The sequence below is a fragment of the Mycolicibacterium hodleri genome, from assembly GCF_025822245.1.
GTDB lineage: Bacteria > Actinomycetota > Actinomycetes > Mycobacteriales > Mycobacteriaceae > Mycobacterium > Mycobacterium hodleri.
Genome location: NZ_JACKTL010000013.1, coordinates 1 through 18473 on the forward strand (window position 1 = coordinate 1; position 18473 = coordinate 18473).

An 18473-nucleotide genomic window follows, 5' to 3' on the forward strand; every position below is an offset into this window, starting at 1 on the left:
GGCCGGTGGCGGGGCTGGCGGCGCCACGGGCCGCTCCTCCACCGGGGGCGGAGCCGACGCCTCGGGGGCGGCGTTGCTCCGCCGCACGAACTGTTTGACCGGTGCCGCCTCGGCCGCGGCGGCGTGGGCCGCCTCGCCCGCCGGGATGGACACGTTCATCCGGGTTTCCAGCCGCTCGATGCGTTGCAGCAGAGCAGCTTCGGTGTCGCTCGCCGACGGCAGCAGCAGGCGGGCGCAGACCACCTCGAGCAGCAACCGTGGCGCGGTGGCGCCGCGCATCTCGCCCAGCCCCGCGTGGACCACCTCGGCGTACCGGGTCAGGGTCGCGGTGCCCAGCGTCGCGGCCTGCTCCCGCATCCGCTCGACGACGTCGTCCGGTGCGTCGACGACGCCACGCGCCGCGGCGTCGGGCACGGCCTGGAGGACGATGAGGTCCCGGAAGCGCTCCAGCAGATCGGTCGCGAACCGACGAGGGTCGTGGCCGGCGTCGATGAGCGCCTCGACGGCGCCGAACAGTGCGGCGGCGTCGCCTGCGGCGAGCGCGTCGACCGAGGCGTCGATGAGCGCCAGGTCGGTGGCACCCAGCAGGGCCAACGCCCGCGAGTAGGCCACCTGCTTGCCGTCGGAGCCGGCCAGCAGCTGATCCAGCACCGACAGGGTGTCGCGGGGCGAGCCGCCGCCCGCGCGGATCACCAGCGGGTAGACCGCGTCGTCGACGCCGACGCTCTCCTGGGTGCAGATGCGCTCCAGCAGGCCGCGCATGGTCTTGGGCGCCAGCAGGCGGAACGGGTAGTGATGGGTGCGCGACCGGATCGTGGGCAGCACCTTCTCGGGTTCGGTGGTCGCGAACACGAAGATCAGGTGGTCCGGCGGCTCCTCGACGATCTTCAGCAGGGCATTGAAGCCCGCCGTGGTGACCATGTGCGCCTCGTCGATGATGAAGATGCGGTAGCGCGACTGGGCGGGGGCGTAGAAGGCGCGGTCTCGCAGCTCGCGCGTGTCGTCGACGCCGCCGTGACTCGCCGCGTCGAGTTCGACGACGTCGACGCTGCCGGGTCCGTTGGGTGCCAGTGCGACGCAGGAGTCGCAGACGCCGCACGGAGTCGGGGTGGGCCCCTGTTCGCAGTTCAGCGATCTGGCCATGATGCGGGCCGACGACGTCTTGCCGCACCCGCGCGGACCGGAGAACAGATAGGCGTGGTTGATGCGCCCCGACGTCAGTGCGGTCGACAGCGGCTCGGTGACGTGCTCTTGACCGACCACCTCGGCGAAGGACGCTGGTCGGTACTTGCGGTAGAGAGCCACGGAAGCAGGCTACCTAGGCTCTCCGACGAGCGGCGCCCTAGTCACCGGCGAGCAGGGACTCGGTTGCCGCCAGCAGCGCGCAGGTCGCCAATCCGTCGACCGCCGCGTCCAGGTCCGGTACCGACGGAAAGGACGGCGCGATGCGAACGTTCTTGTCCTCCGGGTCTTTTCGATAGGGGAAGGCCGCACCGGCCTCGGTCACCGCAATGCCGGCGTCCTTGGCAAGGGAGATCGTCCGACGGGCCGTGCCAGGCCACACGTCGAGGCTGACGAAGTAGCCGCCCTTCGGATCGGTCCACGAGGCGATCTTGGACTCGCCGAGACGGTCCTCGAGGATCTGGCCGACGAGCGCGAACTTGGGCGCCAGCAGCTGCTGGTGCTTCTGCATCTGCAGCCGCACCCCGTCGGCGTCGCCGAAGAACCGCAGATGACGCAGCTGGTTGACCTTGTCGGGTCCGATCGACTTCTTGCCGGCGTGCTGCAGGTACCAGGCGATGTTGCCCAGCGACCCACCGAAGAAGCTGACACCCGCCCCGGCGAAGGTGATCTTCGAGGTCGAGGCGAACACGTAGGGCCGGTTCGGGTTGCCCGCCTTGGCGGCCAGCCCCAGCACGTCGACCTGCCGCACGAAGTCGTGGGTGAGGGTGTGCACCACGTAGGCGTTGTCCCAGAACAACCGGAAATCGTTTGCGGCTGTGCGCATTTGAACCAACCGGCGAACGTTCTCCCACGAGTAGGTAGTGCCCGTGGGGTTGGAGAACACCGGGACGCACCACATGCCCTTGATGGCGGGATCGCCGGCGACGAGTTCCTCGATCAGGTCGACGTCGGGGCCGTCCTCGAGCATCGGCACGGGAATCATCTCGATGCCGAAGGTCTCGGTAATGGCGAAGTGACGGTCGTAGCCAGGCGAGGGGCAGAGGAACTTGACCACCGGCTCCCGACTCCATGGCCGCGTCGAGTCGACGCCGCCGTGCAACAGCGAGTACACCACCAGGTCGTGCATGAACTCGAGGCTCGCGTTGTTGCCGGCGATCAGGTTCTGGACCGGGATGCCGAGCAGTTCCCCGAAGATGGCGCGCAGTTCCGGCAACCCGTGCAGACCGCCGTAGTTGCGCGTGTCGGTGCCCTCACCGTCGCGGTACTCGGTGCCGGGCAGCGCCAACAGGCCGTTGGAGATGTCGAGTTGCTCTGGCGACGGCTTGCCCCTGGTGAGGTCGAGGCTGAGCTTCTTGGCCTGCAGGTCGGCGTAGTTGCGGCGCTGCAGCTCGTGCTGCGCCTCCAGCTCGTCACGACCAAGGGACAGAAACGACAAGGCAGGCCTTCCGCTGGGCCGTGAATGAAAGGGGACCCCGCGCACCCGCCAGAGCCCATTGACCCTTGCTGCCTTCCGGCCCTGGGGGAGTTCACAGGATGGACGCCGCGCGGGGTCCGAGACGAGTGTAATACCCCGGCGTCGGCGGCCGGGAGCGGAGCGACGTGGGAAGCGATTCGGCGGCGGCGCACGCCGCTCGTGAAGGACGGGTAGCTCGGTCGGCTACCATGGCCCGCGGAGGATTCGCCTAGTGGCCTATGGCGCTCGCCTGGAACGCGGGTTGGGTTAATAGCCCTCAGGGGTTCAAATCCCCTATCCTCCGCGCTGGTCCGGGTACGGCCAGGCCAGAGTGCCTGGTCGTACCCAGACTTTTGAACGGCCCGACCGACTCGAGGAGGAGCATGCGGCGCTGGATCGCGGTCCTGTGGCACGCATCGTTCTTCGTCATCGCCGGAGCTCTCTACTTCTTCTTCGTACTGCCCCGCTGGTTCGAACTGACCGGCGCGTGGCCGACGGGCCTCGGGCTGGCGATGCGCATCGTCTGCGGCGCGTTGATCGGCCTCGCGGCCCTCCCCGTCGTGCTGACGTACCTGAAGTCCCGCCGAGCCGAGTTCGGGACTCCCCAACTGGCGCTCACGCTGCGCCTGTGGTCGATCATCCTGCACGTCCTCGCCGGCGCCCTCATCATCGGCGCCGCCGTCAGCGAGATCTGGGTCAGCCTGGACGCCGCCGGTCAGACGTTGTTCGCCATCTACGGGGCCGCGGCGGCCATCGCCGTCCTCGGCGCGCTCAGCTTCTACCTTGCCTACGCCGCCGAACTGCCTCCTCCCCCGCCGAAGCCGCTGCGCCCGAAGGGTCAGACCCGGCGCCGCGGCAGGGACGCCGGGGACGAGGACCAGGTCGCCGAAGAGCCGGAGCCGACGGACGAGGTCGCCGACGAGCCGGAGCCGACGGACGCCGAGGTCGAGGACGCTCCCGAACCTGCCACAGAGCCTGCCGCCGAGGTTCCGGAGACCCCCGTGACCAGCGAGAAACCCGCCGAGGCCACTCCTGAGGCGGCTTCCGAGGCCGCTGATGACGAACCAGTCGGTAACGCCGACGAGCCCACCGCCGATGAGTCCGATAGCAAGTTGCGCAACCGACGTCCGAGCGGCAAGTCGAACTCGCGGCTGTTCGGGCGCTCGCGCCGCGGAGTGGCCCTCGAAGACTGACGTCCGGGCCCGGTTGCGTCGACAGCCCACGGTGTCGTCGTCAGAATTGTGGGTAGAACACCAGCTACACACGGCGGAAGGTGCCCCATGCGCAGGTCCCACCCCAGATGGCGTTACGTGGTCGCGGTCGTGGCCACGGCCGCCTCTGCGGCCACCGTCGTGGCACCTGCACCGGCGTTCGCCGCGCCCGCCGACTTGGCGAACGTCGCCGCCCAGGTGGAGCCGGCAGTGGCGCGCATCGACACGACGATCAACTACCAGCACGCGATCGGCGCGGGTACGGGCATCGTCTTGGACCCGAGCGGCACCCTGCTGACGAACTTCCACGTCGTGCAAGGCGCCGACAGCATCACCGCAACCGTCGCCGGGCGGTCGTACCCCGCCGATCTCGTCGGCTACGACCGCGACCGGGACATCGCCGTCCTGCAGCTGCGCGGCGCGGGTGGCCTGCCGGTGGCGGTGCTCGGAGATTCCTCACAGCTCGCGGTGGGTGATCCCGTCGTCGCGCTCGGCAACGCCAGGGGCTCGGGAAGCCCCTTGACGCAGGAGGCGGGCGAGGTCGTCGGCTTCGGACGCACCATCAACGCCAAGGACGAGCTGACGGGCAGTTCGAACCAGGCGACCGGGTTGATCGAGTTCGCGGCACCGGTGCGCGCCGGTGATTCCGGCGGCCCGATGGTCAACGCGGCAGGCCAGGTCATGGGCGTCACGACCGCAGCCACGGTCAACTTCCGGATGGATCCCGGCGGCTCCGGTTTCGCCATCCCCATCAACGACGCTCTCGCGACGGCGAATCAGATTCGGTCGGGATCGCCGTCGAGCACGGTGCACATCGGGCCACCGACACTGCTCGGAGTCGGGGTCAACTCGCGCAACCAGCCGGAGAACCTGCCCGGCGTCGTCCTGTTCGAGGTGCTGCGCGGCGGACCGGCGGAACAGGCGGGTCTGCACGACGGAGACGTCCTGCTCAGCATCGACGGGGAGCAGCTGAACTCGGCCACGTCGTTGACCAACGTCCTCGACCGGCACTACCCCGGCGACGTCGTCGACCTGACCTGGATCGACCGGGCGGGCCAGCAGCTCACCGGCAAGGCGACGCTCACGTCGTGAGCTCGTAGGATTGACGACGATGACTCTCCGATTGCTCGCGGCATGCGCGCTGGCTGCCGTTGCGACGGCGGTGAGCCCGTGGTCCGCCACCGCCGCTCCGTCGCAGCCGGAACCCGGCTGCCCGGTGACCGATCCCCCGGTCATCAACCGGTGTGGGTGGGAGAAGCCGCCCGACCCGGTCCCGCCACCGCCGGGCGTGACGGTGGCCCAGTGCCAAGACGGTGCGCTGGACTTCACTCAGCAACCGAACTACCGGGCGACGTGTGCGGAGAACGGCGGCGTGGTGAAGTGGTTGGCGGGCTGACCGCTCGGCCCTCCCAGTTGTCGCCCCACTCGCGGTCAAGTAGCGGGCCGCTCCCCGTCCACGTGTGGCGACGAATGTGCCTCGCGGCCAAGGAGAATGCGTAGCGACGTCACGACACCGGTGTCGCGCAGGCCGACAAGTTGCCATGCCCGCGCAATACCGAAGGCAAGGTCGCCGATGACGACGTAACTCAGGGTACGTACCGCATCCGGGTGAAACGCTCGGACGAGCTGTACCCCCACGTACAACTCGCAACCGGCGATCACGAACAATCCGACGACCAACCACACCCAGCCCACATTTGCCCGCAACGGACGAACCACAGTCACGGTGGAACGGATGGTGGCGATGGCGAACGTCAGGACGACGGCGCCGGACGCGATCGCCCACCAACCCAGGCTCACCCCCGGGACGAGGGCGGCCATCGAGATCAGCAGCGCGTTGGTGAACACCAACAACGCTGCCGCTGAGCGGGATTGGAACTCGACGCGTGTAGCGGCGTCCTCCGACCTTTCGGTAGATACCGAAACAGCGACGAACAGCAGCCCGATGAGTGCCCCTGTGACACCGGCCGAGGCAACGAAGAACTCGCGGTATGCATCAGGAATCATGACCACACCCTAAATCGCGGCGATGACCAACGATCGTCGACGAGCCCTGCCCCCTAGGTGCTGTCCGCCCGCATCCAGCCGTTGATCGACGCAGGCCTGCGCCGTTGCGGTTGGCTGAAGCCGACCAGTCCTCACACCGCATCGCCGTCGCGCCGGCTGACGACCGCCTCCCAGGCACGCAACGAATCGGATGCGCCCGGGGTTGGCCCGAGACTCGACAGCAGCGATTCGCCGCCCGCCTCGAACGGCACGTCGTAGTCGGTGAAGTTCCCGCTCACTCGCAGCGGGCCACTGTCGAACACCCGCCGGTGCGCGTCGACGTGGACCGCCCGGTAAGTCGAGGCCGGATCCGACAGATTCCGCCGACGCAACGAGATCAGCGAACGCACCAGCGCCAGCATCGAAGTGGGGTCGACGGTTTGGTCGGCGACGTTGTGCTCGTGGACCGGGTGAACGGGTAGCCACGGTTCGCCCGCCGTGAATCCGCCAGCAGGGCTCGCGTCCCACCGCATCGGTGCCCGCGCATTGTCCCTCGGCCATTGACCGCTGAGACGCCCGGCGGTGAGCGGATCCCGATGGAGGTGATCGGGAATGTCGCTGTCGGTCATGCCCAGCTCGTCACCGTAATACAGGACGATAGGTCCCGGGCAGAGTGGCCAGCACTGTCTGAATCAGCCTGGTGCGTCGGGGATCACCCATCGCCCACCGGGTCGCCGCCCGCGGCAGGTCGTGATTGGAGGCCGCCCACACCATGCCGCACTTCGACGCCGGCGCGGAGAAGCTCCTCCACGACCGGCCAGACCTCACCGCCATCCTGGCCGTCAACGACGAACTCGCACTCGCCGCGCTCCGGGTCTGCCAACGACGCGAAATCGCGGTGCCACGGCAGCTCTCCGTGGTCGGCTTCGACGATGTTCCTGCGGCCGCCGCCGCCGGTATCACCACCATCCACCAGGACTTCGTCGAGAAGGGAACCATCGCCTCACAACTACTGATCGACCAGTCCGACACCCCGCAGAAGGTGATCCTCCCGACCAGCCTGATGACCAGGCAGAGTACGGGTGCGCCGCGACGATGAGGATCGCATTACCCGCCCGGGAATTCATGCTGCAGTGACCGCTGCGTCATAGGTCAGGTCACGGGGTTGCCGTCCGCGTCCCAATGCTCGGCCACCTTCTTGCTCGGCTGCACGCGCGGGGGCTCGCCTGGCATCTTGGGATAGCTCGGCGGGTACGGCAGATCCGCCAGGCCACGCTCCTCGTCGGCGGCCACCATCTCCAGCAGCGGTTCGATGGAGTGCGCCACCTTCTCGATGTCCGCCCACGGATCCTTGCGACTGGCAACGAGTTTCGGCACGGTGGCGATGGTGTAGTCGTCGGGGTCGGCCGTGGCCAGGTCCGCCCACGACAGCGGGGTCGACACCGTGGCGATCTGGGTCCGCCGGGCCGAGTAGGCCGACGCGAAGGTGCGGTCCCTGGCGTTCTGGTTGTAGTCCACGAACAGCCGCTCGCCCCGCTCCTCCTTCCACCACGACGTCGTCACCCGGTCGGGCGCCCGCCGTTCGACCTCGCGGGCCAGCGCGATGCCCGCCCGGCGTACGGCGATGAAGTCCCAGTCCGGCTTGATCCGGATGAAGACGTGCACGCCACGGCCGCCGGACGTCTTCGGGTAGCCGACGATGCCGAGTTCGTCGAGGAGGGGCTTGAGCACCTCGACGGCGATCTCGGCCGCGTCGTCGAAGTCGGTGCCCGGTTGGGGATCGAGGTCGACGCGAAGCTCGTCGGGATGTTCGGCGTCGGGACAACGGACCTGCCACGGGTGGAAGGTAACGGTGCCCATCTGAGCGGCCCAGGCGATTGCCGACGGATGCGTCACCTTCAACGCGTCGGCGGTCCGGCCCGACGGGAACGTCACCTGACAGGTTTCCAGATAGTCGGGATGCTTTGCGGGAACGCGTTTCTGGTAGATCTCCTCGCCGTCGATCCCGTCGGGAAAGCGCTGCAGATGCGTGGGCCGGTCCCGCAACGCCGCGACCATCGGCTCCGCGACGGCCCGGTAGTAGTCGAAGAGGACCCGCTTCGTGCCGCCTGCGCCGAGTTTGGGGAAGTACACCTTGTCCGGACTGGTCAACCTGACGGCCACGCCGTCGACGTCGACTTCGGTTGCGGGACTGGCCATTCAGTTCTCCAATACGTCGGACAGGTCGTAGTTCAGGGGGACGTCGAGCTGGGCGAAGGTGCAGCTCGACGGATCCCGGTCGGGCCGCCAGCGAACGAACTTCACCGCGTGCCGGAAGCGCCGATCGCTCTGACCGTTGCCCTCCATCTGGTCGTAGGCCACCTCGGCCACCTTCTCCGGGCGCACCGGGATCCACCGCTTGTCGGCCGCGGAGTTCCACCGGCTGGGGTCGCCGTCCCGTGCGTCGCCGTCGCGCAATGGCTCCAACTCGGCGAGCAGTTTGATGCGGTCCTTGACCGTGAACGACGCTGCGCCACCGATCATTTGCAGTTCGCCGTCCTCGCGGTAGAGGCCCAGCAAAATCGACCCGACGCCCTCCCCGCTCTTGTGCACGCGGTACCCGATGGCGACGCAGTCGGCGTCCCGCTTGTGCTTGACCTTGACCATCTCGCGCTTGCCCGCCAGGTAGCGTCCGTCGAGTCGCTTGGCGATCACCCCGTCGAGACCGGCGCCCTCGAAGGTGGTCAACCACTGCGTGCCGAGCTCGGGGTCCTCGGTGGTGCGGGTGACGTGGCACCACGTCTTCTCCGACACGAGCTCCAGCAGCGCCTCCCGCCGGACGCGAAATGGTTCTCCCATCAAGGAGGCATTCCCGGTGGCAAGTGCGTCGAACCCGATGAAGTGCGCGGGAGTTTGCTCGGCCAGCATCGCCACCCGACTCTCGGCGGGATGGATCCGCTGGCTCAACGACTCCCAGTCCAGCCGGACGCGGCCGTCGATCTCCCGGGGCACGACGACCTCGCCGTCGAGGACGCAACGGGGTGCCAGCTCGTCGCGTAGCGACTCGACGAGCTCGGGGAAGTACCGACCGAGTTCCTTGCCGCTGCGCGATTGCAGCACCACCTCGTCGCCGTCGCGGAACGCCAGCGCCCGGAAGCCGTCCCACTTGGGCTCGTAGGACCAGACCCCGGCGTCGTCGGGCACGGTGGTGGCCGTCTTCGCCAACATCGGCTCGACAGGCGGCATCACGGGGAGGTCCATGGTTCCCATACTCACGTAGACCGCTATCGCCGATCAATGTCATCGCCATGGCGAATTCCCCTAGTGGCGGTGCTGGGGTTACATTGAAGATGACCCACACGGGAGTGCACGCCAAGTGCGCTGAGAGGACGGCTGGCGCCGTCGACCGTACGAACCTGACCGGATCATGCCGGCGTAGGGAGTGACTTAGATGAGTACCGACATCGTTTCCGATCGACCCACCAGCAGTCCGCGGAGCTACCGCTGGCGCGTGGTCGACATCGTCGTCGCCAGCGTGCTGGCCGTCGCGGCCGGACTGGTGTTCGTCCTGTGGAACATCGCCTCCAACCCGATCGGCGCTCCCCTCGGCGCCGCGCTGCCCGGCCTTCAGGCACTGCTGGGCGGGGGCTGGCTGTTCGCCGGCGTCCTCACCGCACTGGTCATCCGCAAACCGGGCGCCGCGCTCTACGGGGAGTTGGTCGCCGCCACCGTCTCCGCGCTCGTCGGCAACCAATGGGGCGTGCTGACCTTGGAGTCGGGGTTGGTGCAGGGCCTGGCCGCCGAGCTGGTGTTCGCGGTGTTCCTCTACCGCGCATGGAACCTGCCGGTGGCCGTGCTGGCCGGCGCGGCGGCGGGCCTGGGCCTCGCGATCAACGACTTGATTCTCTGGTATCCCGGTTCGGCGACGGCGTTTTCGGCGATCTACGTCGTGTCGGCGATCGTCTCGGGCGCACTCATCGCGGGTGCCCTGTCCTGGTTCGTCGTCCGCGGCCTCGCGAAGACCGGTGCGCTGTCCCGCTTCCCGTCCGGCAGAGTGGGGTCGCAGCCCAACCTCTCGCGATGAGCGTCCCGCCGTCCCCGGGCGGCGGCGTCGCCGTGTCCGCGCAGGGCTGGCATTGGCGGCACGCCGGTCGCGCGCAGTGGGCGCTGCGAGGGCTCGACCTGACGATCGAACCCGGCGAGCGGGTACTGCTTCTCGGCGCCAGCGGCTCGGGCAAATCGACTCTGCTGCAAGGACTTGCGGGGCTGCTCGACAGCAACGAGGACGGTGACGAGGCCGGTCGACTCCTCGTCGACGGAGCGTCCCCGGCCTCGCGCCGGAGTCGCATCGGCATGGTGTTGCAGAACCCCGACTCCCAGGTCATCCTGTCGCGCGTCGGTGACGACGTGGCGTTCGGCATGGAGAACTTCAACGTCGAGCGTGCTGCCATCTGGCCACGGGTGCGCCGGGCGCTGGCCGCCGTCGGCTTGGACCTTCCGCTGTCCAGGGAGACGTCGGCGCTGTCCGGTGGTCAGCAGCAACGGCTGGCACTGGCCGGCGTTCTCGCGATGAACCCCGGTCTGATCCTGCTCGACGAACCCACCGCCAACCTCGACCCGGCGGGCGTCGTCGAGGTCCGAGACGCGGTGGCGGCCGCCGCAGCGTCGACCGGTGCGACGCTCGTCGTCGTCGAACACCGCACGGCGGTGTGGCTCCCCGTGGTCGACCGCGTGATCGTCCTCGGCGACGACGGCCGGGTCGTGGCCGACGGTCCGCCGGAGTACACCCTCGCACGGCAGGGCGAGATGCTGCGACGGGCCGGCGTCTGGGTACCCGGAACCGAGCTGCCAGCGATCACGCGCCGCCACGCGCCGGGCGCACCGCTGCTCGAGGCCGCCAACCTCTCGGTGGGCTACCGCGCCGGCGACGGCTCTCACGACCTCACCTTCGAGATCGACCGCGGCACGATCACCGTCGTCACCGGCCCGAACGGAACCGGCAAGTCGGCGTTGGCGCTGACCCTCGGTGGACTGCTGCCACCGCGCGGCGGGACGCTCGCCGCCGACGAGGCATTCGCGCCGGCACCGCGTCGCCGGGCACCCGTCGAGTGGAAGTCGAAGGAACTGCTCACCCGCATCGGCAGCGTGTTCCAGAACCCCGAACACCAATTCCTCACCGCCACCGTCCGAGACGAGCTGGCCCTCGGCCCGCGCGCGCTGAGGAAGGACGACGCCACGGTCGCCGACACGTGCGACGCGCTGCTGGACCGGTTGCGGCTCGCGCACCTCGCCGAGGTCAACCCGTACACCCTCTCCGGTGGCGAGCAGCGCCGGCTCTCGGTGGCCACGGTCCTCGCCACCGCACCGGGGCTGATCATCCTCGACGAGCCGACCTTCGGCCAAGACCGCAACACCTGGGAAGAACTGGTGCGCCTGCTCGCCGAGATCGCCGACGACGGTGCCGCGGTCGTGGCCATCACCCACGACCTCGACTTCGCCGGGCTGCTGGCCGATCAGCGGGTCGAACTGGGCGCCTGGCACGCCGAGACCGCCGCGGAGGCCCCGTGGTGAGCGCCCCTGCCGTCACGGCGACGACGCGGCTGACGGGGGTCAACCCGGTGGCGAAGCTCGCGGCCGCCCTGGTGATCGCGGTCGGATTGGTCATGAGCGTCGACTGGGTGTCGGCGCTGACCGCGCTGGTTCTCGAATTCGCACTCCTGGTTGCGCTGCGAGTTCCGTTGCGCGTCATGCTCTCCCGCGCGGCGATGGTGACGTTTGCCGCCGCCCTCACCGCACTGACCATCCTGCTCTACGGCGAGTCCCGCGGCGTGGTGCATTGGCACTTCCTGCTCGTCACCGTCAGCGACGGCTCGATCACGTTGGCAGTGGCCACCTTTCTGCGCGTGCTCGCGATCGCCCTGCCCTCGGTGTTGCTGTTCGTCGACACCGAGCCCACCGAGCTGGCCGACGGCCTGGGACAGGTGTTGCGGCTACCCGCGCGGTTCGTGCTCGGCGCCCTGGCCGGCGTCCGCCTGGTCGGACTGCTCGGGCAGGACTGGCGCTACCTCGGATACGCCCGCCGGGCGCGCGGTGTCGCCGATCAGGGTCGCGTCAAACGTGCTGCCGGACAAGCGTTCGCACTACTGGTGTCCGCGATCCGACGCGGGTCGACGTTGGCCACCGCGATGGAGGCACGCGGCTTCGGGGCTCACCCGACCCGCACCTGGGCCCGACCGTCACCGTTCGGCCGGCGCGAAGTCGCGTTGATCGGTGCGGCGTTCGTCATCGTCGCGGTGGCGGTCGCGACGTCGGTCGGCACCGGACATTGGAACCTCATTGCGACTCGATGACGTCGCCCACGAGCTGTCCGAGACCGGTGCACGCACGGTCCTGATCGACGGCCGGTCCGGTTCGGGCAAGTCGACGCTGGCCAAACGACTCCGGCACCTGTGGGACGACAGCCAGATTCTGCGGCTCGACGACGTCTACCCCGGATGGGACGGACTGGCCTGGGCCGTCGACCACGTCAGGACCGAGCTGCTGGCTCCCCGCCGCAAGGGGTGTCCCGGTCGGTGGCGCAGCTGGAGTTGGGTGCGCGACGCCCCGGGCCGGTGGCACACCGTCGATCCCACGCAGCGGTTGATCGTCGAGGGCGTCGGCGCGCTGAACGCCCCCAGTCGTGCCCTTGCCGACCTGGGCATCTGGGTCGACACCCCCGACGCCGAACGCAAGCGGCGCGCACTGCTGCGCGACGGTGACACCTACCGCCCCCACTGGGATCGGTGGGCCGCCCAAGAGGACGACTACCTCGTCCGCCACGACCCGCGGTCGGTCGCCGACTGGGTGGTGACGGAGACGGTGGACGGATTGCGCTGGACCGCGAAAACCCCGGTGCGAGAATGACGGCGTGAAGCTGCCCGTCCTGCCGCCGGTCCGGCCGATGCTCTCCAAGGCGGTGACCGGCATTCCCGCCGGCGGGTCCTACGAGCCGAAGTGGGACGGCTTTCGCTCCATCTGGTTCAAGGACGGCGACGACGTGCAGTTCGGCAGCCGCAACGAGCGACCGCTGACCCGCTACTTCCCCGAGCTGGTCCAGGCCGCGATCGCCGAGCTTCCCGAACGATGCGTGGTCGACGGCGAGATCGTGGTCGCGACCGGCGACGGCCTGGACTTCGACGCGCTGCAGCTGCGCATGCATCCGGCCGCCTCCCGGGTGCGGCTGCTGGCCGAGCAGACCCCCGCTTCCTTCATCGCGTTCGACCTGCTCGCCCTCGGCGACGACGACTACACGGGGCGGGCGTTCACCGAACGTCGGGCGGCGCTGGTCGACGCGTTGGCCGACTGCCGCCCGCCGATCCACCTGACGCCCGCAACCACCGACGTCGACGTCGCCCGGCGCTGGTTCGACGAGTTCGAGGGCGCCGGCTTGGACGGCGTCGTCGCCAAACCGCTCGACGGGACCTATCAGCCGGACAAGCGCGTGATGTTCAAGGTTAAACACCAGCGCACGGCCGACTGCGTCGTCGCCGGGTACCGCCTGCACAAGTCGGGGGACGACGCGGTCGGCTCGCTGATGCTGGGGCTGTACCGCGACGACGGCGCGCTGGCCTCGGTCGGGGTCATCGGCGCCTTCCCGATGGCGACGCGACGCCAGCTGTTCGACGAATTGCAGCCACTGAGAACCACTTTCGACGGCCACCCGTGGAACTGGGGTGGCCAGGCAGAGGCGCAGCCCGCGTCGGTGCGGGGCGCCGGCTCTCGCTGGAACGCCGGCAAGAGCCTGTCCTTCGTGCCGTTGCGACCGGAACGGGTGGTCGAGGTGCGCTACGACCACATGGAGGGCGACCGGTTTCGCCATCTCCCTCAGTTCAACCGGTGGCGGCCCGATCGCGACCCGCGGTCGTGTACCTACGCCCAACTCGAGGTACCGGTGACCTTCGACCTCCGCGACATCATCCCGGGGCTTGGCAGCTAACGAGAATTGCCGCCGACGACGCCCGAAATCGGTGGGATGATCGACGAATGCGAATCACGTCCTTGGCAGCAGCGGTCACGCTCGGCGCCGGATTGCTCCTGTCGACTCCGGGTACGGCGTCGGCCGCGGTGCCCGTGGTCTTCGAGTTGACGGGCACGTTCGCCGACGGGGTGCAGGTGTCCTACTTCGGCGCCAACGACGAGCCAATCGTCGCGATCGCGGGGCTCCCGTGGTCGGCCGCCTACGATTACAACGGCAGCGCCCGCTCGCTGACCTTCACCGGCATCCACCCGGGCGGCGACCCCGGCTCGGTGACGTGCAAGGTGTCCATCGGCGGCAAGACGATCGTCTCCCACACCAACAACGCGCCGAAGGCCGCGGGCACCGGCGCCTACTGCAACATCGTCGACCTCGGCTCGGGCTACCGGGGGAACTAAGTCCTCGCGTAGAGGTGCACCAGGCCCGACGCCACCGCGAAGCGCGGCCCGTGCTGCGCGTCGACGTTCGCGCGTCCCACCACCGTCGACGAAGCTCGCAGGGCTTCGGAGACGGTGCGCAGCAGTTCGTCGTCGAGCGCCCCGCCCCCGGCCAGCACCAGCGCGGGCGGCGGCTCCTCGAAGGCCCGCAGGCAGCGAACGATGTTGGCCGCCACCGTTTCCTGCTTGACGGCCAGCCGCAGACTGCGCCATTCCTCGGCGGCCAACTTGTGCGAGAACGGCACCAGGCCCGCGCTTCCCCGAGTGCACAACCGGCCGATCGCGTCGGCGGGCGCCGGGCTGTCGAGGAACAGCCGACGACCGTCCTCCTCGTGCGCGACGTGCGGCCCCTCCACCCGCAGCGCCGGGGTCCGCTTGACCCGTTCGGCCAGGGCGCGGGGAATGCCTAGCACCCGGGCGACGGCCGTGGTGATCGCCTCACCCGCGCCGGCGGCCGTCACCTCCCGGTCGTCGCCGATGAGATCGATCGTGCCGCCGCCGATGTCGCACACGACCGTTCCCGGTGGCAATCCCGGGGTGGTGCGGGCGCCCACCGCCGCGGCCGCCGGCTCGCCGGCGACGGTGCGGGTGGGACGTCCGGTGAGCCGCTGCAGGGTCTCCGCCGCGTCGGCGACCAGGTCGGCAGCCAGCAGTGCAACGACGGTGCCGCGGGTGTCGGCCACGCCGCGCCGCAACCACGCCCCGTTGTCGATCGACGACAGATCGGTGAAGAACGCGTCGTCCACCGCCAGCCCGTCCCGGGCCGACCGGACGGACTTCAGTCGCACCTCCACGACGTTGCCCGGCGGCGCGAGCCGCAGCACGACGTGTGCTTGAGCGGGCGAGTACCGCACCACCTCGTCGCCGACGGTGCAGTCGACGTAGTCGTCGTCGACCGAGGGCGGATCGGGCGGACCGGTGCGTGGGGTGACCGCAATGGCCGGGGAGTCGGCCAGTTCCCTGGTGAACTCCGCCACGTCCCCCATCTGGTCCGTCCCGAGTTCGAGTGCCACGCACAGCGCGATCGGATCGGCCATGGCGCGGTAGGCGCGGCCCTCGGCGACCACCTCGACGGCGATCAAGGCCCCCGGTGCGACGCCGTCGAGCACCACCTCGTCGACCACGGGCACGTCGACCGAGATGCGGTTGCGAATCAGCACCGCGTCGTCCTGGGCGGCGATCACCCCGACCACGTCCCAGCCCCGGGCCACCGCCGCCGAGATGGCCTCGGCCGCCACCTCGAAGTCGGTCGACGCGTCGACGGAGACGACGGCGGGACCGTCGACGACGTCTCCGGCCAGGCTGCTCAGCGGACGGTGCCGCCCCACTCCGAACCCGGTACCCGCGGGCGTGCTCGCGTCGACCGCGCGCAGGCTCCGCACCGGCGACCTCGGCGACGACGGCGGCGGGAGCGGCGCGGTTGCCGTGTCCACCGGTCGCAGTGCGGCCAGCAGGACTTCGTCGACCTCGACGCCCGCCACCACCTCCATCTTGTGCAGCAGTGCCGCCGCGCCCTCCAACGACTCCGCCGACCCCTTGCGTCCGCGGGTGGGCTGCTGCCCGTGGACCACCTGCTCGACCGCACCGCCCCGCACTCGCGCGACGACGATCTCGGTGGTGTGGTTGCCGACGTCCACACCGGCCACCACGACCGTCACCGCAACAGGCCCCGTCGGGCGTAGACGGCGGCGGCCTGCCGCACCAGTTCGGCGCACCGCGAGGCTCCGCGTGTCTCGAGCGAGGTGCGCAGTGCCTCCAGCTCCTCGGCCGTGGAGCGGTGCGGGCGAAGCGCCTCGTAAAGGCCCATGACGTCTTCGTCGTCGATGAGCGCGAGTTCCGCAGCGCGCAAGAAGTTCTCGGCCAGCTGCGGGTTGCCCCCCTCTTCGGCGACGACGGCCTGATGGGCCAGGGTCGCCGGATCCATCCGGAGGTCGGCCAGGCTCAGGTTGCCGTTGACCGCCGCGTCGACTGTGAAGTCCTCGGGCCTCATCGGTCCATCCGTACGGTCATCGGTGGCTCCCCCGGTTCACTCGCCTCGCGTTCCAGCGCGACCAGCGCCACCGCACGCGCGTGGTAGCGCGCGGAGATGGACTCGTCGGTGCCGCCGGTGAAGATCGGTATCGGTGCCATCCCCTTCGCGTGCCGCGCGGCGTTCTTGCCCAGCTCCCGGTACATCCGGTCGGTCAGCAGTGGCGCGACGCTGAACAGCTCCAGGTTCGCCAGCGGCGAAAGGTCGCGGCGATGGATCAGCGCGGTTCCCTTGCCCTGCAAGCCAATTCCAATCCCGGAGCCCGACAGCCGGGCGGCGGTCAGCCCGATCATGCCGACGTCGATGGTCGAACGGATCCGGACCAATCGGGGCACGCAACCCTCCTCCTCCAGCCCCGCCGAGATCTGGCGCAGCACCTCGCCGACGGTCAGGCCGCACAGCGACAGCCACACCGAGCGGCCGAGCGCAGGCGAGAGCCCGATGCACACCTCGCGGGGATCGCTGCCCTGCCGGGCGGTTTCGACGTCGGTGAACGTGACGTGGCCGGTGTGCTCGGCCTGGTCGGCGGTCAACTCGTCGGCCGTCCGCGCCTGTCGGATGGCGTCGATCTCGGCGCGGCGCTCCGCGGTCAACGCGTAACCGGTTCCGGGCCCGCGATAGTCGTTGGGATCGGTGATCTTGGACAGCACCCGGAAGTCGCCGTCGAAGATCGCCGAGGTCTGCAGCTGGTCTCCGCGGAGCCGTTCCCGGGTGAGGGCCATGATGGCGTCGGCTTCCTCGTCGTAGCCGGTGCGCTTGAGCGAGGCGATGACGTCGAACACCGTCAACTGCTTGGCCTCGATCGCGGTGGCGGCCTCGGCGACGGCCTTGGGGTCACCCGGCGACAGGTCGCGAGAACCGTTGGCCACCACCACCGCGTCGACGCGCTCGTCGTCGTAGTCGGCCAGGCCCAGATCGCGGTAGACCGCCTGGACGGCGGTCGCGGCGCGCCGGCGGACCCGGGCCAGGTGCTCGACCGGGACGGTGCGCAGCCCGCCGTCGACGCCCCAGTCGCGTTGCAGCACGAGGAAGTCGTCCATGTCGTCGGAGTTGAAGTTCGACAGCGCAAAGGCGTTGTCGTAGCGCGGAATCGAGCCGAATCCGGAGAAGATGAAGTCTGCCCCGGCCAGCAGCACGGGCAGGGTGTGCGCGCTGCGCCGGACGTCGGATTCGGAGATCAGGTTGTCGTTGCCCGCGCACGATTCCAGGTCGCGGAGCATGACCATCAGGTTCTCGGCGAGTAGTTCCTTCATGCCGTCGGGCACCGAGGCCACCACGCCGACGCCGTCGATGCCGCCGTTTTGCACGCCTTGGGATCCCAACGCCCTGGCCAGCGAGACACAGCGCGACTCGAGGTACAGGATGGAGCACTTCTCGGCCGCACCCATCAGCACCTCGGCGCCTCCACCGCTGGTCACCCGCATCTTGAGCCCACGGGAGGCGTAGGCGGAGGTGAGGATGGCCTTCGAGAAGGGGGTGTCGTCACCGTCGACGAACACCTGCTCGGTGCCGTAGAGCGAGATCGTCTCGGCGTAGCTCGTCAGCCCGCGCAGGCCGAGCCGCAGCTCCAACGCCTCCTCGATCGAGCACTGGGCCATCGCGCCCGGAATGCCGACCTGGCTGCCGATCAACAGCGCGACCGCGTTGGACGGTGCGTCGCCCAGCACCGGCACCGTGGTCTCGACCTCGCGGAACCCGTAGGCCACCGCGCTCGCCGCGTCGGCCGCGATCAGCAGCGGATCGTCGAGCTGGTTGGTCACGTGCGCCTGATTGCTCGGCGTCCTCCTGGCGCGCATCCGGGTCATCGCCATCTGCATCTCCACCGGGGAGAGCAGCGCGACGACGCGGGCCAGCTTGGCGGGGGTCAGGCCGGCGACGAGGCGCACCACCTCGGCGCGCGGCACGTTGAAGTCCACCGTCATGCGGGCCAGCGCTTGGTCGTCCATCGCCATGGCCTCCTCGGCCACGTCGAGGTCGAGCCCGTACAGGGCGACGAACTCGTCGATCACGTCGAACTCGTCGACCGACTTGCCGTCCAGTTCGACGACCACCCCGTCGACCACCACTAGCGACGGCTCGGGGTCGAACGGGCTGGCCATGGCGACCAGCCCGAGGTCGGGGTTGGCGACGCTGAAACCGTCCAGGTTCACCGGTTTTGCGTCGAGGATGCGCATCCGGC

At 69.5% G+C, this 18473-nt stretch carries 19 protein-coding genes, 1 tRNA gene, 1 other RNA gene and 1 riboswitch; of the genes, 11 read left to right on the top strand and 10 right to left on the bottom strand.

The window, feature by feature from the left end; genetic code table 11:
- The 3 genes from H7J06_RS03055 to ffs all read right to left on the bottom strand — a co-directional run.
- The coding region (locus H7J06_RS03055; protein WP_264036885.1) for a DNA polymerase III subunits gamma/tau at positions 1-1305 on the bottom strand (1305 nt) is incomplete at its 3' end.
- Between the two features lie 37 nt (positions 1306-1342).
- On the bottom strand, positions 1343-2620 hold the full coding sequence (locus tag H7J06_RS03060) for an aspartate aminotransferase type Ic (RefSeq protein ID WP_264036887.1): 1278 nt from the start codon (positions 2618-2620) through the stop codon (positions 1343-1345).
- Between the two features lie 26 nt (positions 2621-2646).
- An RNA gene (gene ffs, locus H7J06_RS03065) (signal recognition particle sRNA small type) lies at positions 2647-2741 on the bottom strand.
- A gap of 115 nt (positions 2742-2856) precedes the next feature.
- Between ffs and H7J06_RS03070 the strand changes: the two genes are divergently transcribed.
- The 4 genes from H7J06_RS03070 (at position 2857) to H7J06_RS03085 (ending at position 5245) form a co-directional block, all read left to right on the top strand.
- A tRNA-Ser gene (locus H7J06_RS03070) sits at positions 2857-2942 on the top strand.
- 79 nt (positions 2943-3021) lie between these two features.
- Entirely contained in the window at positions 3022-3831 is an 810-nt protein-coding gene (lucA, locus tag H7J06_RS03075; RefSeq protein ID WP_264036889.1) for a lipid uptake coordinator LucA, read from the top strand.
- Between the two features lie 87 nt (positions 3832-3918).
- A complete protein-coding gene (locus H7J06_RS03080; protein WP_264036891.1) occupies positions 3919-4941 on the top strand; it encodes a S1C family serine protease in 1023 nt (340 codons plus the stop codon).
- A gap of 19 nt (positions 4942-4960) precedes the next feature.
- The gene (locus tag H7J06_RS03085) at positions 4961-5245 is read left to right on the top strand and encodes a hypothetical protein (RefSeq protein WP_264036892.1); all 285 of its coding nucleotides are present in this window, start codon (positions 4961-4963) and stop codon (positions 5243-5245) included.
- A 35-nt stretch (positions 5246-5280) separates the two neighbouring features.
- Here the strand turns inward: H7J06_RS03085 and H7J06_RS03090 are convergent, their stop codons facing one another.
- Both H7J06_RS03090 and H7J06_RS03095 read right to left on the bottom strand, forming a co-directional pair.
- The gene (locus tag H7J06_RS03090) at positions 5281-5856 is read right to left on the bottom strand and encodes a hypothetical protein (RefSeq protein WP_264036894.1); all 576 of its coding nucleotides are present in this window, start codon (positions 5854-5856) and stop codon (positions 5281-5283) included.
- Positions 5857-5987: 131 nt separating this feature from the next.
- Positions 5988-6494: an alpha-amylase family glycosyl hydrolase gene (locus H7J06_RS03095; protein ID WP_443678414.1), complete on the bottom strand. Its 507-nt coding sequence runs from the start codon at positions 6492-6494 to the stop codon at positions 5988-5990.
- Between the two features lie 113 nt (positions 6495-6607).
- On the opposite strand from H7J06_RS03095, the gene H7J06_RS03100 reads away from it, so the two are divergent.
- The gene (locus H7J06_RS03100) at positions 6608-6934 is read left to right on the top strand and encodes a substrate-binding domain-containing protein (RefSeq protein WP_264036896.1); all 327 of its coding nucleotides are present in this window, start codon (positions 6608-6610) and stop codon (positions 6932-6934) included.
- A 53-nt stretch (positions 6935-6987) separates the two neighbouring features.
- Here H7J06_RS03100 and ligD read toward each other — a convergent pair whose 3' ends face one another.
- Positions 6988-8034 (bottom strand): non-homologous end-joining DNA ligase, encoded by a 1047-nt coding sequence (gene ligD / locus H7J06_RS03105; RefSeq protein ID WP_264036898.1) that lies wholly within the window; start codon positions 8032-8034, stop codon positions 6988-6990.
- Positions 8035-9084 carry an ATP-dependent DNA ligase gene (locus tag H7J06_RS03110; protein ID WP_264036900.1) on the bottom strand — a complete coding sequence of 350 codons (1050 nt, stop codon included), beginning with the start codon at positions 9082-9084 and terminating at the stop codon, positions 8035-8037.
- Between the two features lie 79 nt (positions 9085-9163).
- A riboswitch (TPP riboswitch) is annotated at positions 9164-9273 on the top strand.
- On the opposite strand from H7J06_RS03110, the gene H7J06_RS03115 reads away from it, so the two are divergent.
- The 6 genes from H7J06_RS03115 to H7J06_RS03140 all read left to right on the top strand — a co-directional run bounded on the left by H7J06_RS03115 (position 9266) and on the right by H7J06_RS03140 (position 14226).
- Positions 9266-9898, top strand: a complete 633-nt coding sequence (locus tag H7J06_RS03115; protein ID WP_264036903.1) for an ECF transporter S component — start codon at positions 9266-9268, stop codon at positions 9896-9898. (Overlaps the previous riboswitch by 8 nt.)
- Positions 9895-11385: an ABC transporter ATP-binding protein gene (locus tag H7J06_RS03120; protein WP_264036906.1), complete on the top strand. Its 1491-nt coding sequence runs from the start codon at positions 9895-9897 to the stop codon at positions 11383-11385. Before H7J06_RS03115 ends, H7J06_RS03120 begins: the two co-directional genes overlap by 4 nt.
- A 92-nt stretch (positions 11386-11477) precedes the next feature.
- A complete protein-coding gene (locus H7J06_RS03125; RefSeq protein ID WP_372515226.1) occupies positions 11478-12164 on the top strand; it encodes an energy-coupling factor transporter transmembrane component T family protein in 687 nt (228 codons plus the stop codon).
- Positions 12151-12717, top strand: coding sequence for a nucleoside/nucleotide kinase family protein (locus tag H7J06_RS03130; protein ID WP_264036910.1), 567 nt, complete (start codon positions 12151-12153; stop codon positions 12715-12717). The genes H7J06_RS03125 and H7J06_RS03130 overlap by 14 nt, the downstream gene beginning before the upstream one ends.
- A gap of 4 nt (positions 12718-12721) precedes the next feature.
- Positions 12722-13789 carry an ATP-dependent DNA ligase gene (locus tag H7J06_RS03135; protein ID WP_264036913.1) on the top strand — a complete coding sequence of 356 codons (1068 nt, stop codon included), beginning with the start codon at positions 12722-12724 and terminating at the stop codon, positions 13787-13789.
- A 47-nt stretch (positions 13790-13836) separates the two neighbouring features.
- Positions 13837-14226, top strand: coding sequence for a hypothetical protein (locus tag H7J06_RS03140; protein ID WP_264036915.1), 390 nt, complete (start codon positions 13837-13839; stop codon positions 14224-14226).
- On the opposite strand, the gene H7J06_RS03145 is transcribed toward H7J06_RS03140, so the two are convergent.
- Genes H7J06_RS03145 through H7J06_RS03155 form a run of 3 tightly spaced genes read right to left on the bottom strand, consistent with a single transcriptional unit; the run spans position 14223 to position 18468 of the window.
- Entirely contained in the window at positions 14223-15914 is a 1692-nt protein-coding gene (locus tag H7J06_RS03145) for a diol dehydratase reactivase ATPase-like domain-containing protein (RefSeq protein WP_264037006.1), read from the bottom strand. The genes H7J06_RS03140 and H7J06_RS03145 overlap by 4 nt on opposite strands.
- Positions 15915-15919: 5 nt before the next feature.
- On the bottom strand, positions 15920-16255 hold the full coding sequence (locus H7J06_RS03150) for a diol dehydratase small subunit (RefSeq protein ID WP_264036916.1): 336 nt from the start codon (positions 16253-16255) through the stop codon (positions 15920-15922).
- Positions 16252-18468, bottom strand: a complete 2217-nt coding sequence (locus H7J06_RS03155) for a propanediol/glycerol family dehydratase large subunit (protein WP_264037008.1) — start codon at positions 18466-18468, stop codon at positions 16252-16254. The genes H7J06_RS03150 and H7J06_RS03155 overlap by 4 nt, the downstream gene beginning before the upstream one ends.
- Between the last annotated feature and the right edge of the window lie 5 nt (positions 18469-18473).

Coding starts and splice junctions, on each gene's coding strand:
- lucA (WP_264036889.1), top strand. CDS start 3,022: ATGCGGCGCTGGATCGCGGTCCTGTGGCACGCATCGTTCTTCGTCATC.
- H7J06_RS03080 (WP_264036891.1), top strand. CDS start 3,919: ATGCGCAGGTCCCACCCCAGATGGCGTTACGTGGTCGCGGTCGTGGCC.
- H7J06_RS03085 (WP_264036892.1), top strand. CDS start 4,961: ATGACTCTCCGATTGCTCGCGGCATGCGCGCTGGCTGCCGTTGCGACG.
- H7J06_RS03090 (WP_264036894.1), bottom strand. CDS start 5,856: ATGATTCCTGATGCATACCGCGAGTTCTTCGTTGCCTCGGCCGGTGTC.
- H7J06_RS03100 (WP_264036896.1), top strand. CDS start 6,608: ATGCCGCACTTCGACGCCGGCGCGGAGAAGCTCCTCCACGACCGGCCA.
- ligD (WP_264036898.1), bottom strand. CDS start 8,034: ATGGCCAGTCCCGCAACCGAAGTCGACGTCGACGGCGTGGCCGTCAGG.
- H7J06_RS03110 (WP_264036900.1), bottom strand. CDS start 9,084: ATGGGAACCATGGACCTCCCCGTGATGCCGCCTGTCGAGCCGATGTTG.
- H7J06_RS03115 (WP_264036903.1), top strand. CDS start 9,266: ATGAGTACCGACATCGTTTCCGATCGACCCACCAGCAGTCCGCGGAGC.
- H7J06_RS03120 (WP_264036906.1), top strand. CDS start 9,895: ATGAGCGTCCCGCCGTCCCCGGGCGGCGGCGTCGCCGTGTCCGCGCAG.
- H7J06_RS03125 (WP_372515226.1), top strand. CDS start 11,478: ATGAGCGTCGACTGGGTGTCGGCGCTGACCGCGCTGGTTCTCGAATTC.
- H7J06_RS03140 (WP_264036915.1), top strand. CDS start 13,837: ATGCGAATCACGTCCTTGGCAGCAGCGGTCACGCTCGGCGCCGGATTG.
- H7J06_RS03150 (WP_264036916.1), bottom strand. CDS start 16,255: ATGAGGCCCGAGGACTTCACAGTCGACGCGGCGGTCAACGGCAACCTG.
- H7J06_RS03155 (WP_264037008.1), bottom strand. CDS start 18,468: ATGCGCATCCTCGACGCAAAACCGGTGAACCTGGACGGTTTCAGCGTC.